Source organism: Enterobacter cloacae complex sp. IR53041, assembly GCF_049238285.1.
Taxonomy (GTDB): Bacteria; Pseudomonadota; Gammaproteobacteria; order Enterobacterales; family Enterobacteriaceae; genus Enterobacter; species Enterobacter roggenkampii.
This window is the reverse complement of record NZ_JBMKHB010000009.1, coordinates 83,373-98,546: the sequence shown is the minus strand read 5'-3', so window position 1 is coordinate 98,546 and position 15,174 is coordinate 83,373. Positions and strand designations below refer to the sequence as shown.

General features: G+C 56.1%; 17 protein-coding genes. 10 read left to right on the top strand and 7 right to left on the bottom strand.

Annotated elements, in window-relative coordinates; genetic code table 11:
- Positions 1-7: 7 nt before the first annotated feature.
- Positions 8-868, top strand: coding sequence for an L-ribulose-5-phosphate 3-epimerase (locus ACOTXF_RS08940; protein ID WP_045415433.1), 861 nt, complete (start codon positions 8-10; stop codon positions 866-868).
- Positions 861-1,547 carry an L-ribulose-5-phosphate 4-epimerase gene (locus ACOTXF_RS08935; protein ID WP_045415435.1) on the top strand — a complete coding sequence of 229 codons (687 nt, stop codon included), beginning with the start codon at positions 861-863 and terminating at the stop codon, positions 1,545-1,547. Before ACOTXF_RS08940 ends, ACOTXF_RS08935 begins: the two co-directional genes overlap by 8 nt.
- Positions 1,548-1,687: 140 nt before the next feature.
- Here the strand turns inward: ACOTXF_RS08935 and yjfY are convergent, their stop codons facing one another.
- Positions 1,688-1,963: a DUF1471 family protein YjfY gene (yjfY, locus tag ACOTXF_RS08930; protein WP_008502898.1), complete on the bottom strand. Its 276-nt coding sequence runs from the start codon at positions 1,961-1,963 to the stop codon at positions 1,688-1,690.
- A 341-nt stretch (positions 1,964-2,304) separates the two neighbouring features.
- On the opposite strand from yjfY, the gene rpsF reads away from it, so the two are divergent.
- Genes rpsF through rplI form a run of 4 tightly spaced genes read left to right on the top strand, consistent with a single transcriptional unit; the run spans position 2,305 to position 3,744 of the window.
- Complete coding sequence (gene rpsF, locus ACOTXF_RS08925) at positions 2,305-2,700, top strand: 30S ribosomal protein S6 (protein WP_008502896.1); 396 nt, start codon at positions 2,305-2,307, stop codon at positions 2,698-2,700.
- A gap of 6 nt (positions 2,701-2,706) precedes the next feature.
- Complete coding sequence (priB, locus tag ACOTXF_RS08920) at positions 2,707-3,021, top strand: primosomal replication protein N (RefSeq protein WP_008502895.1); 315 nt, start codon at positions 2,707-2,709, stop codon at positions 3,019-3,021.
- A gap of 4 nt (positions 3,022-3,025) precedes the next feature.
- On the top strand, positions 3,026-3,253 hold the full coding sequence (gene rpsR, locus ACOTXF_RS08915; RefSeq protein WP_000135199.1) for a 30S ribosomal protein S18: 228 nt from the start codon (positions 3,026-3,028) through the stop codon (positions 3,251-3,253).
- Between the two features lie 41 nt (positions 3,254-3,294).
- Positions 3,295-3,744 carry a 50S ribosomal protein L9 gene (gene rplI, locus ACOTXF_RS08910; RefSeq protein ID WP_008502894.1) on the top strand — a complete coding sequence of 150 codons (450 nt, stop codon included), beginning with the start codon at positions 3,295-3,297 and terminating at the stop codon, positions 3,742-3,744.
- Between the two features lie 68 nt (positions 3,745-3,812).
- On the opposite strand, the gene ACOTXF_RS08905 is transcribed toward rplI, so the two are convergent.
- Positions 3,813-4,457 (bottom strand): OapA family protein, encoded by a 645-nt coding sequence (locus ACOTXF_RS08905; protein WP_008502893.1) that lies wholly within the window; start codon positions 4,455-4,457, stop codon positions 3,813-3,815.
- 233 nt (positions 4,458-4,690) lie between these two features.
- Between ACOTXF_RS08905 and fklB the strand changes: the two genes are divergently transcribed.
- Both fklB and cycA read left to right on the top strand, forming a co-directional pair.
- A complete protein-coding gene (fklB, locus tag ACOTXF_RS08900; RefSeq protein WP_008502892.1) occupies positions 4,691-5,311 on the top strand; it encodes an FKBP-type peptidyl-prolyl cis-trans isomerase in 621 nt (206 codons plus the stop codon).
- A 312-nt stretch (positions 5,312-5,623) separates the two neighbouring features.
- On the top strand, positions 5,624-7,033 hold the full coding sequence (gene cycA / locus ACOTXF_RS08895; protein ID WP_008502891.1) for a D-serine/D-alanine/glycine transporter: 1,410 nt from the start codon (positions 5,624-5,626) through the stop codon (positions 7,031-7,033).
- An 86-nt stretch (positions 7,034-7,119) separates the two neighbouring features.
- Here the strand turns inward: cycA and ytfE are convergent, their stop codons facing one another.
- A complete protein-coding gene (gene ytfE / locus ACOTXF_RS08890; RefSeq protein ID WP_008502890.1) occupies positions 7,120-7,782 on the bottom strand; it encodes an iron-sulfur cluster repair protein YtfE in 663 nt (220 codons plus the stop codon).
- Between the two features lie 243 nt (positions 7,783-8,025).
- On the opposite strand from ytfE, the gene ACOTXF_RS08885 reads away from it, so the two are divergent.
- Positions 8,026-9,675 carry a methyl-accepting chemotaxis protein gene (locus tag ACOTXF_RS08885; protein ID WP_045415437.1) on the top strand — a complete coding sequence of 550 codons (1,650 nt, stop codon included), beginning with the start codon at positions 8,026-8,028 and terminating at the stop codon, positions 9,673-9,675.
- Positions 9,676-9,762: 87 nt separating this feature from the next.
- Here the strand turns inward: ACOTXF_RS08885 and ACOTXF_RS08880 are convergent, their stop codons facing one another.
- The 3 genes from ACOTXF_RS08880 to ACOTXF_RS08870 all read right to left on the bottom strand — a co-directional run bounded on the left by ACOTXF_RS08880 (position 9,763) and on the right by ACOTXF_RS08870 (position 12,558).
- A complete protein-coding gene (locus ACOTXF_RS08880; protein ID WP_045335505.1) occupies positions 9,763-10,728 on the bottom strand; it encodes a DMT family transporter in 966 nt (321 codons plus the stop codon).
- A 75-nt stretch (positions 10,729-10,803) separates the two neighbouring features.
- Positions 10,804-11,628, bottom strand: a complete 825-nt coding sequence (locus ACOTXF_RS08875; protein ID WP_232926826.1) for an AraC family transcriptional regulator — start codon at positions 11,626-11,628, stop codon at positions 10,804-10,806.
- Between the two features lie 81 nt (positions 11,629-11,709).
- Entirely contained in the window at positions 11,710-12,558 is an 849-nt protein-coding gene (locus ACOTXF_RS08870) for an SDR family oxidoreductase (protein ID WP_045415439.1), read from the bottom strand.
- 84 nt (positions 12,559-12,642) lie between these two features.
- Here ACOTXF_RS08870 and ACOTXF_RS08865 point away from each other — a divergent pair, with 84 nt between their 5' ends.
- On the top strand, positions 12,643-13,029 hold the full coding sequence (locus tag ACOTXF_RS08865; protein ID WP_008502885.1) for a winged helix-turn-helix transcriptional regulator: 387 nt from the start codon (positions 12,643-12,645) through the stop codon (positions 13,027-13,029).
- 91 nt (positions 13,030-13,120) lie between these two features.
- Here the strand turns inward: ACOTXF_RS08865 and ACOTXF_RS08860 are convergent, their stop codons facing one another.
- Positions 13,121-15,064, bottom strand: coding sequence for a bifunctional 2',3'-cyclic-nucleotide 2'-phosphodiesterase/3'-nucleotidase (locus tag ACOTXF_RS08860; protein WP_047744922.1), 1,944 nt, complete (start codon positions 15,062-15,064; stop codon positions 13,121-13,123).
- Positions 15,065-15,174 lie beyond the last annotated feature (110 nt).

The following is a 15,174-nucleotide window of genomic DNA, read 5'->3' as shown; positions in this document are numbered from 1 at the left end:
AGCGGGTATGTTGTCAAAACAGGTCCCGCTTGGCATCTATGAAAAGGCACTCCCTGCGGGGGAGTGCTGGCTGGAGCGGTTACAGCTCGCAAAACAGCTGGGCTTCGATTTTGTCGAAATGTCGGTGGATGAGACGGACGAGCGTCTTGCTCGCCTCGACTGGAGCCGCGAACAGCGCCTGGCACTGGTAAGCGCCATCGCGGAAACGGGCGTGCGCGTGCCGTCCATGTGCCTGAGCGCTCATCGTCGTTTTCCGCTCGGCAGCGAAGATAATGCCGTGCGCGCGCAGGGGCTGGAGATCATGCGTAAAGCCATCCGCTTTGCGCAGGACGTGGGTATCCGCGTGATCCAGCTGGCGGGTTATGACGTTTACTATCAGGAAGCCAACAATGAAACGCGCCGTCGTTTCCGTGATGGTCTGAAAGAGAGCGTTGAGATGGCCAGCCGTGCGCAGGTCACGCTGGCAATGGAGATCATGGATTACCCGCTGATGAACTCCATCAGTAAGGCGCTGGGCTACGCGCACTATCTGAACAACCCGTGGTTCCAGCTTTATCCCGATATCGGCAACCTGTCGGCATGGGATAACGACGTGCAGATGGAGCTGCAGGCAGGCATAGGGCATATCGTGGCGGTGCACGTCAAAGATACCCGTCCAGGCGTGTTTAAAAACGTACCGTTCGGCACCGGGGTGGTGGATTTCGAACGGTGCTTCGAGACGCTCAAGCAGACAGGCTATTGCGGGCCTTACCTGATTGAGATGTGGAGCGAAACGTCGGACAACCCTGCTGCGGAAGTAGCAAAGGCGCGGGAATGGGTGCGCGAGCGTATGGCGCGCGCGGGATTACTGGAGGCTGAACATGCTTAAGCTTAAACAGCAGGTCTTTGAAGCCAACATGGATCTGCCCCGCTATGGCCTGGTCACCTTCACCTGGGGTAACGTCAGCGCTATCGATCGCGAGCAGGGGCTGATCGTGATTAAGCCGAGCGGTGTGGCGTATGACACCATGAAAGCTGACGATATGGTGGTGGTCGATCTTGAAGGAAACGTTGTTGACGGTAAATGGCGTCCTTCTTCGGACACGGCGACCCATCTGGCGCTGTATCGGCGTTATCCGTCCCTTGGCGGTGTGGTGCATACTCACTCCACGCACGCGACCGCCTGGGCACAGGCGGGGCTGGCGATTCCGGCGCTGGGCACGACACATGCGGACTACTTCTTTGGCGACATCCCCTGCACGCGCGCATTAACGCAGGATGAAGTGGAAGGAGAGTACGAACTCAACACCGGAAAGGTGATTATCGACACGCTGGGAGAATGCGAGCCGCTGCATACGCCGGGGATTGTGGTGTATCAGCACGGCCCGTTCGCCTGGGGAAAAGATGCCCACCACGCCGTCCATAATGCGGTCGTCATGGAGGAAGTGGCACGTATGGCGTGGATTGCCCGCGGCATTAACCCACGGCTTCAGGGCATTGATGATTACCTGATGAACAAGCATTTCATGCGCAAGCATGGCCCGAATGCCTATTACGGGCAGAAGTGAATAAGTGCTCTGGAATACCGAAAAACAGTTGTAACCGGTGGTATTCCGGAGCCATTCACAAAAAAAGCCCCCGGGCAGGGGGCAACGTCAACTATGGCTATGTTCTCGTTGTTGGCTTTCCTGGTGCTAGCGTTAAGGCGTTATCGGTAAATATCTGCACTGGCGTGCATATTGCCGTTGCTGCCGGGCTCACGGATTAACATCACGTGGTAATAAGTTGCGCCCTGGGCGTCGGTCTCTTCATTTAGTGCCTGATCTGCTTCGCTTTCGGTGGCGAAATTATGATTAATATAGATTACGCCTAAGCTGTGCACATCATCCATGTTTCTGGCCTGTCGGCTGTCTATCTTGATGGCTGCCATCGCGTTTGCACTGAGCAAAAGCGCCGCCATTATGGCTAATGCGATTTTTTTCATGATATGCGCTCCACGACTGCGTGCTGTGAGAGGGGGGATGCTCCTTCTTCTGTTTCGGTTATCTCTGATTAAAGTGTAATCATTCCTCCGGCGGGGATGCGTGACCATTTCTGATGCAGTTGTTCAAAAAAACACCGCTTACGGATGTGAGTAATTTTAAATCACCCACTTAGACCCGCTTCGCGCTTTGTGCGAATTATTTGTGCAATCAGCTTGAGTTTCCAGGGGCGCGCAAGTATTATGACGCGTCAATTTTTCAGCCGACCTTTAACACGTTCCTTGCCTCCCCGGGCCTCGGCTGACCCAGACAGGAGGCTGAATAATCCGTAAGGAGCAATTCGATGCGTCATTACGAAATCGTTTTTATGGTCCATCCTGACCAGAGCGAACAGGTTCCGGGTATGATCGAGCGCTACACTGGTGCAATCACTGCAGCAGCGGGCACGATCCACCGTCTGGAAGACTGGGGCCGCCGTCAGCTGGCTTATCCGATCAACAAACTGCACAAAGCACACTACGTTCTGATGAACGTTGAAGCGCCGCAGGAAGTGATCGATGAGCTGGAAACTAACTTCCGCTTCAACGATGCCGTTATCCGCAGCATGGTTATGCGTACCAAAAACGCAGTGACCGAAGCATCTCCGATGGTTAAAGCGAAAGACGAGCGCCGTGAGCGTCGCGATGATTTCGCAAACGAAACCGCAGATGATTCTGATGCTGGGGATTCTGAAGAGTAATTTCTGATGACCAACCGTCTGGCGTTGTCCGGCATCGTATGCAGGGCTCCCCTTCGAAAGGTCAGTCCATCAGGAATTCCGCATTGCCAGTTCGTGCTTGAGCATCGTTCTGTGCAAGAGGAAGCCGGGTTTCACCGGCAGGCGTGGTGCCAAATGCCCGTTATTATTAGCGGACACGAAAACCAGGCCATTACTCACAGTTTAACGGTCGGTAGTGCAGTAATCGTTCAGGGGTTCATCTCTTGCCACAAGGCAAAGAACGGTCTGAGCAAAATGGTTCTGCATGCCGAGCAGATTGATTTGATAGATTCTGGAGACTAGCCATATGGCACGTTATTTCCGTCGTCGCAAGTTCTGCCGTTTCACCGCGGAAGGCGTTCAAGAGATCGACTATAAAGATATCGCAACGCTGAAAAACTACATCACCGAAAGCGGTAAGATTGTCCCAAGCCGTATCACCGGTACTCGTGCAAAATATCAGCGTCAGCTGGCTCGCGCTATCAAACGCGCTCGCTACCTGTCCCTGCTGCCGTACACTGATCGTCATCAGTAATCGGGCACGGTCCATTAATACGACTTTAAGAGGATAAGGTAATGCAAGTTATTCTGCTTGATAAAGTAGCAAACCTGGGCAGCCTGGGTGATCAGGTAAACGTTAAAGCGGGTTACGCTCGTAACTTCCTGGTTCCACAGGGTAAAGCTGTTCCAGCTACCAAGAAAAACGTAGAGTTTTTCGAAGCACGTCGCGCTGAACTGGAAGCCAAACTGGCTGACGTTCTGGCGGCTGCTAACGCTCGCGCTGAAGCAATCAACGCACTGGGCACCGTTACCATCGCGTCCAAAGCTGGCGACGAAGGTAAACTGTTCGGTTCCATCGGTACCCGCGATATCGCTGATGCAGTTTCTGCAGCAGGCGTTAAAGTGGCTAAGAGCGAAGTTCGTCTGCCGAACGGCGTTCTGCGTACCACTGGTGAGCACGAAGTTGACTTCCAGGTTCACAGCGAAGTGTTCGCTAAACTGGTTGTTAACGTTGTAGCTGAGTAATTTTTTACTCTGCTCACATTGAAACGCCGGCCTTGTGCCGGCGTTTTGCTTTTTACAGAACCCCGCCCTTAACGTACCCTGATAAAGCTGCCGTCTGTCTGGCGGGTAAACAGCACCTGTTGTCCATTTCCGGTATCAATCGTTAATCCTGTCACCACCCCGCTGGCATTCTGGCGAATTTGCACCATCTGGCCATTCTGCAGGTTACTGAGCGGTTTACCCGCGCCTTCCACCTTCGCCATGGCATACACGTCTGTCGGCGGCAGGTTGTGGTCACGGAACAGCTGCGCCAGCGTTTTACCCGGCTCTACGCGATAGGAACGCCACTGTTGCTCAATGCCGGTGGGTTGTTGGGTCTGAGGCTGAGACGGGGCGGCGGCCTGTTCCTGTGGCTGTTCGTCCTGAATCGGCTCTGGCTCAACCGGCGCGACCTGACCCGGATCGTTAGACGGGGTAACGAGCTGCGTCTGCATCGGCTGTGCGTCAGGCTGCGGTCGCGTTTGCGACTGAAGGTCCAGCTGAGCATTGCGGGTGACGGGGGCAGTATCAACATCATCGCCACCGGAAGGAAGCAGGAAGCCCACAATCACCATCAGCGCACCAATGATGATCCCTCTGCGATGCAGAGGAGGCAGCGGATCCATGATGCGAAAATTGTCCGGCGCCTGCCAGATTTTCGCCAGGGTAGGTTTCAGTTCAAATCGCCCGGGCATGGCACTCCTCCTGCTCCGCGTATTTTTTATCCTGTGCCCCGAAGTATAGTTTGCTAACTGCCTGAACGGCGTAGTAAACCCGACATCCGTGACATCAGTTCGGGATTAATCCTGGTTCTCTCTATTGTTTCTGTTTCGTCGCGGTTTGTCACCTTAACTTCAGACAAAGTTTTACCCATAAGGGCATGGCTGATATGCTGCCCGCTACTTTAAATGTGATGGAAGGAAAACCCATGACCACCCCGACTTTTGACACTATCGAAGCGCAGGCAAGTTACGGTATCGGCTTGCAGGTAGGACAGCAGCTGAGCGAATCCGGCCTGGAAGGTCTGTTACCTGAAGCGCTGGTGGCGGGTATCGCTGACGCGCTGGAAGGTAAACAGCCTGCCGTTCCGGTTGACGTTGTGCACCGTGCGCTGCGTGAAATCCACGAGCGTGCTGACGCCGTGCGTCGCGCGCGCTTTGAAGAGATGGCCGCCGAAGGTGTGAAATATCTGGAAGAGAACCGTGAGCGTGAAGGCGTGAACAGCACCGAGTCTGGTCTGCAGTTCCGCGTGATCAATCAGGGCGATGGCGCAATCCCGGCGCGTACCGACCACGTTCGCGTACACTACACCGGTAAGCTGATCGACGGTACCGTCTTCGACAGCTCCGTCGCGCGCGGCGAACCGGCTGAGTTCCCGGTGAATGGCGTTATCGCGGGCTGGATCGAAGCGCTGACCCTGATGCCAGTCGGTTCCAAATGGGAACTGACTATCCCGCACAACCTGGCTTACGGCGAGCGCGGCGCTGGCGCGTCCATCCCGCCATTCAGCACTCTGGTCTTTGAAGTCGAGCTGCTGGAAATTCTGTAATCGACTTTTCTTATTTCCTCTCCCCGGTTGGGGAGGGGAAAATAGCGTGAAAACCTATAGTTAAGTCGGAATCAATATTTTATCTTGCAAACGAAACTGTTGCGTGTATTTTTGTGAGCTGTTTCGCGCTGCATGAGTGATATGACACTCACTTTCAACATATTATTAACATAATATCTAAATCATAGTATTCATCCCGCCGATTCTTACCTAATATCGATTAGCCCTAACAAGGGAACGTCATTTTTTTGACGTATTTAAAGGCCAGAAGAGCCTTAACAACACAGACAGGCATAAACAGGAAAATATCACATGGTAGATCAGGTCAAAGTCGTCGCCGACGAAGAGGCGTCGTCTGAACAGTCGCTACGGCGCAATCTCACAAACCGTCATATTCAGCTCATTGCTATTGGGGGTGCCATCGGTACCGGGCTGTTTATGGGGTCAGGCAAAACCATCAGTCTCGCCGGACCGTCAATCATATTCGTTTATATGATTATCGGTTTTATGCTGTTCTTCGTGATGCGTGCAATGGGTGAACTGCTGCTCTCGAACCTCGAATACAAATCCTTCAGCGACTTCGCTTCAGACCTGCTCGGGCCATGGGCGGGCTATTTCACCGGCTGGACCTACTGGTTCTGCTGGGTCGTGACCGGTATGGCGGACGTCGTGGCGATAACCGCCTATGCGCAGTTCTGGTTCCCCGGGCTGTCGGACTGGGTGGCCTCGCTGGCGGTTATTGTTCTGCTGCTGAGCCTGAACCTCGCCACCGTTAAAATGTTCGGTGAGATGGAGTTCTGGTTCGCGATGATCAAAATCGTGGCCATTGTCGGGCTCATCGTGGTGGGCCTGGTGATGGTGCTCACCCACTTCCAGTCACCAACCGGCGTTCAGGCGTCGTTTACCCATCTGTGGAATGATGGAGGCTGGTTCCCGAAAGGTATCAGCGGCTTCTTTGCCGGCTTCCAGATTGCGGTGTTCGCGTTTGTAGGGATTGAGCTTGTCGGAACGACCGCTGCGGAAACCAAAGATCCGGAGAAGTCTCTCCCGCGCGCCATCAACTCCATTCCGGTGCGTATCATCATGTTCTACGTCTTCGCGCTGATCATCATTATGTCCGTGACGCCGTGGAGCTCGGTGGTGCCAAGCAAGAGCCCGTTCGTTGAGCTGTTCGTGCTGGTGGGGCTGCCTGCGGCGGCGAGCCTGATTAACTTCGTGGTGCTGACCTCAGCGGCGTCTTCCGCGAACAGCGGCGTGTTCTCAACCAGCCGTATGCTGTTTGGTCTGGCGCAGGAAGGTGTGGCGCCGAGCGCGTTCGCCAAGCTGTCTAAGCGTGCGGTACCTGCGAAAGGGCTGACCTTCTCCTGCATGTGCCTGCTGGGCGGCGTGGTGATGCTCTACGTAAACCCAAGCGTGATTGGCGCGTTCACCATGATTACCACGGTCTCAGCGATCCTGTTTATGTTCGTCTGGACCATCATCCTCTGTTCCTATCTGGTGTACCGCAAACAGCGCCCACACCTGCATGAAAAATCGATCTACAAGATGCCGCTGGGCAAGCTGATGTGCTGGGTGTGCATGGCGTTCTTCGTCTTCGTGCTGGTTCTGCTGACGCTGGAAGATGATACCCGTCAGGCGCTGATCGTCACGCCGCTGTGGTTTATCGCGCTGGGGCTGGGCTGGATGTTTATCGGTAAGAAACGGATGGCTGGCATGCGTTAAGCATGTTGCCGGGTGGCGCTGACGCTTACCCGGCCTACGTTCGAGGACCTTGCAGGCCCGGTAAGCGCTAGCGCCACCGGGCTTTTTTATTCCCCCGCTAATGCCCGCGGGAACAGAACGTTGTTCTCAAGGCTGATGTGTTCCATCAGGTCGTCAATCATCTCGTTAATGCCGTTGTACATCGCTTTCCACGTTGTGCACGCTTCTGGCGGCGGCGTGACGTTGTGGGTGGTGTGTTTGATCACTTCCAGCAGTTCGCCCGCGTCATCATGCTCGCTTTCCATCACGCTGATGGGCCCCATCGCCTGGCTTCCCATTCCCTGTTTAATCATCGGGAAGAGGATCTGCTCTTCTTTCATCATGTGGCTGGAAAGCTCTTCGTGCAGCAGGGTCAGGTATTTCGCCAGACCGCGCGGTACGGAAGGTTTGTCGGCATGCACGCGCTCGACTTTGGTCGCCTGCAGGATCAGCTCAGGCAGCTGTTCACGGTGACGGTCATGGTAACGCACGATGATATGGTCGATGATTTCCGCGAGCGGAGCGGTTCGCCAGTCTTTGTCGACGGGCTGCTCGGCCAGCTTCGCCAGCTCGGCTTCAATCACCTCAACGTTCAGCTCTTTGCGTAGGGCCGCCCGTGCCAGGGTTTGCTTACCGCCGCAACAGTAGTCCATATCGTATTTGCGAAACAGCGCAGAAGCGCGAGGAATGGAGAGCGCCAGCTCGCCCAGGGGTTGGTCGCGAAAGGCCATAGCAGTTACCTCATCATCAATAATAAAAGATGCATATTAAATGCATCTTTTAAGCGACGCTATAACCCTTTAGAGGGAAGGGTAAAAGTGAGATGCAGATCACAAAAAATATCCGATTTAACTCTCTGAATGGGTTCAGGAAAGTGGTTTCGAAACTTTTTAAAGGTGGAGAAACAGTAAACAACCCGCTGCACCTGCCGATATATCCACGTCAGACAAACCTGCATATAACAAAGGCAACGCATGTTTAAACGTATAAAAGTCATTACCCTTCTGATTTCGGTGCTGCTTGTGCTCGGCATCATGCAAATGATTTCCGCCGGTATCTTTATCAACGCCCTGAATAACGATAAAGACAACTTTACCGTGTCGCAGCTCTCCAGCAAGAACGTGGCGGAGTTTACCGATGCGTGGATCAGTCTGAACCAGGCGCGCGTCACCCTGAACCGCGGAATGCTGCGCCTGCAAAGCAGCATGGCCTCGCAAATTAACGGCGGTCAGCTGAATGAGCTGGTGACCACGGCGAAAAATCTGCTGACTGAAGCCCAGGTTCATTACGATAAATACTATGCCTTGCCGAATACGCCAGGCCTGGATGAGAACCTGACCAACCAACTCGAGGAGCAGTACCGCATTTACTCTGCAACGCTGACGCAAATGAATGTTCTGCTGAGCCAGGGCAATCTGGAAGATATGTTCAAGCAGAATGCCGAACAAAAACAGAATGCGATGCAGACGGTTTATCGTGAATGGCGTGAAGCGCAGGCCGCGCTCACGGATAAAGGCATTCAGGATAACGAAAGTGATTACAAGCGCATCCTGTGGATCCTCTCTGCGGTCATGCTGCTGGTGATCGTGGTGATTATCTCCAGCTGGATTGCGATGCGCCGCGTGCTGCTGCTGCCGCTGGAAGAGGTGATCAACCATATTCGCGCCATTGCGGCAGGCGATCTCACCCAGCCGATTCAGGCAGACGGAAAAAATGAAATGGCCATCCTGGCGCGCAACGTGCAGGAGATGCAAACTTCGCTGGCGAACACCGTGGGCGTGGTGCGCGAAGGCGCAGATACGATTTATACCGGTGCAGGCGAAATCTCCGCTGGCAGTAACGACCTCTCTTCCCGTACCGAGCAGCAGGCCGCGTCTCTGGAAGAGACGGCAGCCAGCATGGAACAGCTGACGGCGACCGTGAAGCAGAACGCCGATAACGCGCGTCAGGCTTCCCGTCTGGCGCTGGATGCCTCCTCCACGGCGAAGAAGGGCGGTAACGTGGTGGAAGGCGTCGTGCGGACGATGGACGAAATCGCCACCAGTTCCAGCAAAATCGCGCAAATTACCAACGTGATCGACGGGATTGCCTTCCAGACGAATATTCTGGCGCTGAACGCGGCGGTAGAAGCGGCCCGTGCAGGCGAGCAGGGCCGTGGTTTTGCGGTGGTGGCAGGGGAAGTGCGTACCCTTGCCCAGCGCAGCGCTCAGGCGGCGAAAGAGATCAAAGCGCTGATCGATGACTCCGGCGAACGCGTGAACGCGGGCTCGCAGCTGGTTAACGAAGCCGGGGCCACGATGGCTGAGATCGTCAATGCGGTCACCCGCGTCACCGACATTATGGGCGAAATTGCTTCGGCCTCTGACGAGCAGAGCCGCGGTATCGACCAGGTGGGCCAGGCGGTAGCCGAGATGGACCGCGTGACCCAGCAGAACGCCTCACTGGTGGAGGAGTCTGCGGCCGCGGCGGCGGCGCTGGAAGATCAGGCTGCACGCCTGAACGAAGCGGTGGCGGTGTTCAAAATTACCCGCAACCAGGCGGTCAAAGCGGCGCCGGTAAAAACCTATGTGCCAAAAGCGCAGCCTGCAGCGGCGGCGTCTGAAGCAAACTGGGAAACGTTTTAACATCATGCCGGGTGGCGCTGGCGCTTACCCGGCCTACGAAACGGCTCCTTGTAGGCCGGGTAAGGCGGAGCCGCCACCCGGCAAATATCACACCTCCGACGCCGGAACGACCCTCGGTTTTTCCGGCTTCGCTCTCACCGCCATCACTACCCCCACAACCAGCAGCACGATCCCACAGGTCGTGAACAGCGGCGGTACGCTCTGGCGCATGAGGAAGGTATAAAGCAGTCCGGCCAGGGTTTCGAAGACAATCAGCGGCCCTAATATCACCGTCGGCAGCTTCTGGCTGGCAATATTCCAGCACAGCGCGCCTACCCATGAACACAGCACCGCGATCGCCACCATCAGGCCGATAAACACCCAGGGTCTTGGCCCGAAGGGCTGGACGAAGTCCGGCTGCTGATGGCCCAGCCAGAGGCATGCGCCGAGATACCCCACGACGGATACGGGCAGCGTGACCAGCGCCTGCGCCGTCGCCCACATCATCGGGTGCTTGTCCGGGTTCTCACGCAGCCAGCGCGCGTTGCGCAGGGCATACCATGCCCAGCACGCCACGGAAATGAACGCCAGCAGAATGCCAGAACCGTACCGCCACAGGTCAACATCGCCCTGCCCATGGCGCAGCTCGGCAATATTGACGCATATCAGCCCCAGGGCGGTGCATACCAGCGCCGGGGCCATTTTTGACCACGCCAGTTTACCATCGCGCTGGCTGTAGAGCAGGTTAGCAAAGACGGGAATGACGACCGGCAGCGTGCCGATAATCATGGTCGATACCGGCGCACCGGTACGCTGAATGGCACTCGCGAGGCAAACGTAATAGATAAGATTGCCCATCATGGTCAGCGCCAGTGCGGTCCCCCAGTCCTGACGGCTGAGCTGGCGCAAGCGCGCGCGTCCCAGCCACGCCAGGGGCAGGGCAATCAGCCCCAGCGCCAGATAACGTCCGGTCGACTGTAATATTGCCGGATACTCGGGCACGATCAGCGGGCCGACAAAAATCAGTCCCCACATCATCCCGGCCAGCAGGGCATACAACACTCCACTAATCATTTTTCCATCCACAGGTATTTACGCTGTAGTCAGTGTAGGAGGGGCGAATGCGCGCGTATTGTATGAGATTGCGCATTAGCGCCGTGTAACCTGCTTCTGGTAGCGCACGGGCGTAATGCCGTAGCGGTGGGTAAACGCGCGGGTCAGATGTGACTGATCGGTCAGCCCGGTTGCGGCGGCAACCTCTGCGGCGGGCATGCCGTGGGTGAGAAACGCTTTGGCGCGCCAGAGTCGAATGGCCATCAGCATCTGATGCGGCGTCACGTGAAAATGGGCTTTGAACTGGCGCTGGAAATGATACTGGCTGAGCGAGACGACGCTGGCCAGCTCGTCCAGCGTCAGAGCGCGCATATAGTTGTCGTGCAGGTACTCGCGTACCCGTTCGAAGCGGTGCGCGCCTTCCTGAACCCGTGGCGCGTGGTGGGCAAACGGCTGGAAGGTCTCAATCAGATCCAGCAGTAATCCTTTTTGCGCAAGCGGATCGTCCGTGTGCCACAAGCCGTAAATAAGCCTGCCGATTTGCTGTGAGCGTAACGGATCATGACGGGTCACGTCGCTGAACCACCAGTGTCGGAGGCCGGTCACCTCTTCCAGCAGATCGGGTTCGATATAGACCATCCGGTAGCGCCAGCCGCCCTCGGTGGCGGATTCGCCGGTGTGGATCTCGTCCGGGTTCATGGTAACGACGGATTTCTCCGCCGCGAGATGCTGGCTGCCGCGATAGCGAAAGCGTTCGGCACCGGTTTCAATCGTGCCGATGCCGAAGGCTTCATGGGTGTGAGGCTCAAAGGCGTAGTCAGAAATGTGCGCGTGATACAGCTCCAGGCCCGGCAGCTGCGCCAGATGGCGAAAGCGCGCGCTGTCTCTTTCATCATTAAACTGTTCCGGTACGCCTTGCACGGTGAGCCTCCTTGTGGGTCATCTTTTCATTATCAAAGATGCCCCGAGGGGATGCCACAAAAAATAACCATCCCGTAACAATTACAGAATGGCTTTAATGCTCTCCGCCAGAGTAGTGGTTGGGCGCCCGATCAGTTTGCTCAGCGTATGGCTGTCGTCAAAGAGCCCGCCTTTGGAGGCCCCGATATCGGAGTCCGCCAGCATATCGGCCAGCCCGGCAGGCAGGCCGACGCTCTTCAGCGCGGCAGCAAAATCCGCTTCGCTGAGATTCTGGTAGGTGACCGGCTTTCCGCTCTGTTTGCTGAGTTCAGCCGCCAGTTCGCTCAGCGTCCAGCCGTGGTCGCCCGCCAGTTCATACACCTTGCCCGCATGGCCCTCTTCAGCAATCACTTTCGCTGCCGCCGCGGCATAGTCTGCGCGGGTGGCAGAGGCAATTTTGCCTTCGCCTGCCGCACCAATAAACACGCCGTGTTCCAGCGCAGGCGGCGCGCTCGCCAGATAGTTTTCGGTATACCAGCCGTTGCGCAGCAAGGCATAAGGAATGCCGGACGCCGCCAGCGCTTTTTCAGTGGCAACGTGTTCAACGTGCAGACCGAGCGGCGAGGTATCCGCATGCAGCAGGCTGGTGTAGGCGATAAATTTCACCCCTGCCGCTTTGGCGGCGTTAATCACGTTCTGGTGCTGGATCGCGCGCTGGCCGACTTCGCTGGACGAGATCAGCAGCAGCTTATCCACGCCGTTCAGCGCGGCGGTGAATGCGGCTTCATCCGTGTAGTCCGCCTGACGAACCACAATTCCCTGCTGGCTTAAGGCTTCAGCTTTTGCCGGGTTACGTACGATGGCCACAATCTGGTTCGCCGGTACGGTGTTCAACAGCTGTTCGATAACGAGATGGCCAAGCTGGCCGGTGGCGCCGGTAATCGCGATCATGATGAATCTCCTTCGTGTTTGTCTGGTGTTGTGGCACACTAGCACCATAGCTAACTTTTAGTAAGTACGTACAAAAAGGTAAGTATGAAAACAACGATACCGACGCTCAGCGAACAATTGCGCGATGGCAATCTCTTCGCGGAACAATGCCCTTCACGAGAGGTGCTCAAACACGTTACCAGCCGCTGGGGGGTACTGATTCTGCTGGCGCTGCGCCAGGGAACGCATCGCTTTAGCGATCTGCGCCGTAAAATGGGCGGGGTGAGCGAAAAGATGCTGTCCCAGTCGCTTCAGGCGCTGGAGCAGGACGGGTTTGTCGATCGCGTATCGTACCCGGTTGTGCCGCCGCACGTAGAGTATAGCCTGACCCCGATGGGGATCGAGGTCAGCGAGAAAGTCGCCGCGCTGGCGGACTGGATTGAGGTGAATACGCCGAAGGTGATGGCGAATCGGGACGATCGCGCGGCGTAAAAGCCGGGTGGCGGCTTCGCCTTACCCGGCCTACCCATAATCTTCCATCCCGTAGGCCGGGTAAGCGAAGCGCCACCCGGCACAATCGCCGCTACTTACTTAAATCCAGGTGATAAATCGCGAACCCAATATCATCCGTCGCGACCTGTTTCATCGGATACTGCGCCTTCTCCTTAATAAACGCGGCTGCCTTCTCGGACGGTGACGTTTCAAAGCGGATATCCAGCGGCGTATCGCTGTGGATCGGCGCCAGACGCCAGTTGTTATCCACCGCCGGATGAATTTCGCCGGCCTTTTTCGACTCGGCGCTGATCCACGCCGCCAGCACAGAGCGGTTCTCGTCCGGCGAGGCAAAGGCGATGTGGCTATCTCCCGTACCGGCAAACTTACCGCCGTAGGCACGGTAGTTATTGGTCACCACCAGGAAAGTGGCATTCGGGTCGATCGCCTTGCCGTTGAAGGTCAGGTTTTTAATGCGCTCCGCCTGCGGGTGGATCGCCTGACACTCGCCGTCATATTTCGCCGGCTGGGTGACGTCAATCTGGTAGTTCACGCCGTCGATCACGTCGAAGTTGTAGGTGCGGAAGCCGTCCCAGTTAATCAGCGACTGCGGCTTGCTGCTGTGTGGGTCAATCTGGTTAAACTGTCCGGCAGAACACTCCAGCCACTCTTTTACCTCTTTCCCGGTGGCTTTAACCACTACCAGCGTATTCGGGTAGAGATAGAGATCGGCGGCATTACGGAAGGTGAGCTGGCCCTTTTCGACCTCCACATAGCTTGCCGGGTCATTCTTACGTCCGCCCACTTTGAATGGCGCAGCGGCGGAGAGCACCGGCAGTTTCGCCAGATCCGGATCGCCCTGCACAAAGTGTTCGGCATAGGCTTTCTGCGCCATGTTGACGACCTGGACGGTCGGATCGTCCTGCACCAGCGCCAGGAAGCTGTACATGCTGTCGGCGGATTTGCCGATCGGCTTGCTGACGAATTCGCGCGTGGCGTCGTGATCGTGCTTCAGCACGTCGACCAGTTTTTTATCTTCCGCCGCCAGCGATTTTTTCGCAGCAGCGTCGTAAATTGGGCGCGCTTCGGCTTTTGACTGCGTAACCTTCCAGCGGCCGCCGTCGTTATTCAGCACCAGATCCACCACGCCAAGATGGTCGCCCCACATGCCCGGCATCACCGACGGCACGCCGTTAAGCGTCCCTTTCTCTATATCGGCCCCTTTGATGCTGGCAAAGTCTTTGCCCGGGAAGACCGCGTGGGCGTGGCCGAACAGGATCGCATCGACGCCCGGGACCTCACTCAGGTAGTAAACGGAGTTTTCTGCCATGGCCTGGTACGGATCGGCGGAGAGGCCCGAGTGGGCGACAACGACCACCAGATCGGCGCCTTTTTCGCGCATTTCCGGCACGTATTTACGCGCGGTTTCGGTGATGTCGTTAACGGTCACCTTACCGTCGAGGTTGGCCTTATCCCACGTCATGATCTGCGGCGGGACAAAACCGATATAGCCGATTTTCAGCGTCTGTTTTTTCCCGTCCTGATCGACAACCTCAGTCTCTTTAATCAGGTAAGGCGTAAAAAGCGGCTTTTGGGTCTTAACGTCGATGATATTGGCGTTAACGTACGGGAATTTTGCGCCTGCCAGGGCATCATGCAGGTATGTTAGACCGTAGTTGAATTCATGGTTGCCGAGGTTACCGACGGTATAGTCCAGGGTGTTCATCGCTTTATAAACAGGATGGATCTCGCCTTTTTTCAGCCCCCTGGTCGCCATGTAGTCCCCGAGCGGACTGCCCTGAATGAGATCGCCGTTATCGACCAGCACGCTATTTTTCACTTCGCCACGCGCCGCATTGATCAAACTCGCCGTGCGTACCAGTCCGAATTTTTCCGTCGGGGTATCTTTGTAGTAATCGAAATCCATCATGTTGCTGTGCAGATCGGTCGTTTCCAGAATACGTAAATCGACCGTCGCTGCCTGCACGCTCGCCGCAATCAGCGTCGCCAGGAGCGTTGCGCTAAACTTAATCATCAGAAGAGTCCTTTTTTCGATCCAGGCCACAAAAGAGTATGTATCTATAACGTGTTGCTTACATAAATGTGAATCCTGACAGAAAAAAGCAACCTGAAACCGGAATTGCT

What these genes read in the sequence shown, in the direction of transcription:
- ACOTXF_RS08940 (WP_045415433.1), top strand. Translation starts at nt 8, where the DNA reads ATGTTGTCAAAACAGGTCCCGCTTGGCATCTATGAAAAGGCACTCCCT.
- ACOTXF_RS08935 (WP_045415435.1), top strand. Translation starts at nt 861, where the DNA reads ATGCTTAAGCTTAAACAGCAGGTCTTTGAAGCCAACATGGATCTGCCC.
- yjfY (WP_008502898.1), bottom strand. Translation starts at nt 1,963, where the DNA reads ATGAAAAAAATCGCATTAGCCATAATGGCGGCGCTTTTGCTCAGTGCA.
- rpsF (WP_008502896.1), top strand. Translation starts at nt 2,305, where the DNA reads ATGCGTCATTACGAAATCGTTTTTATGGTCCATCCTGACCAGAGCGAA.
- priB (WP_008502895.1), top strand. Translation starts at nt 2,707, where the DNA reads ATGACCAACCGTCTGGCGTTGTCCGGCATCGTATGCAGGGCTCCCCTT.
- rpsR (WP_000135199.1), top strand. Translation starts at nt 3,026, where the DNA reads ATGGCACGTTATTTCCGTCGTCGCAAGTTCTGCCGTTTCACCGCGGAA.
- rplI (WP_008502894.1), top strand. Translation starts at nt 3,295, where the DNA reads ATGCAAGTTATTCTGCTTGATAAAGTAGCAAACCTGGGCAGCCTGGGT.
- ACOTXF_RS08905 (WP_008502893.1), bottom strand. Translation starts at nt 4,457, where the DNA reads ATGCCCGGGCGATTTGAACTGAAACCTACCCTGGCGAAAATCTGGCAG.
- fklB (WP_008502892.1), top strand. Translation starts at nt 4,691, where the DNA reads ATGACCACCCCGACTTTTGACACTATCGAAGCGCAGGCAAGTTACGGT.
- cycA (WP_008502891.1), top strand. Translation starts at nt 5,624, where the DNA reads ATGGTAGATCAGGTCAAAGTCGTCGCCGACGAAGAGGCGTCGTCTGAA.
- ytfE (WP_008502890.1), bottom strand. Translation starts at nt 7,782, where the DNA reads ATGGCCTTTCGCGACCAACCCCTGGGCGAGCTGGCGCTCTCCATTCCT.
- ACOTXF_RS08885 (WP_045415437.1), top strand. Translation starts at nt 8,026, where the DNA reads ATGTTTAAACGTATAAAAGTCATTACCCTTCTGATTTCGGTGCTGCTT.
- ACOTXF_RS08880 (WP_045335505.1), bottom strand. Translation starts at nt 10,728, where the DNA reads ATGATTAGTGGAGTGTTGTATGCCCTGCTGGCCGGGATGATGTGGGGA.
- ACOTXF_RS08870 (WP_045415439.1), bottom strand. Translation starts at nt 12,558, where the DNA reads ATGATCGCGATTACCGGCGCCACCGGCCAGCTTGGCCATCTCGTTATC.
- ACOTXF_RS08865 (WP_008502885.1), top strand. Translation starts at nt 12,643, where the DNA reads ATGAAAACAACGATACCGACGCTCAGCGAACAATTGCGCGATGGCAAT.
- ACOTXF_RS08860 (WP_047744922.1), bottom strand. Translation starts at nt 15,064, where the DNA reads ATGATTAAGTTTAGCGCAACGCTCCTGGCGACGCTGATTGCGGCGAGC.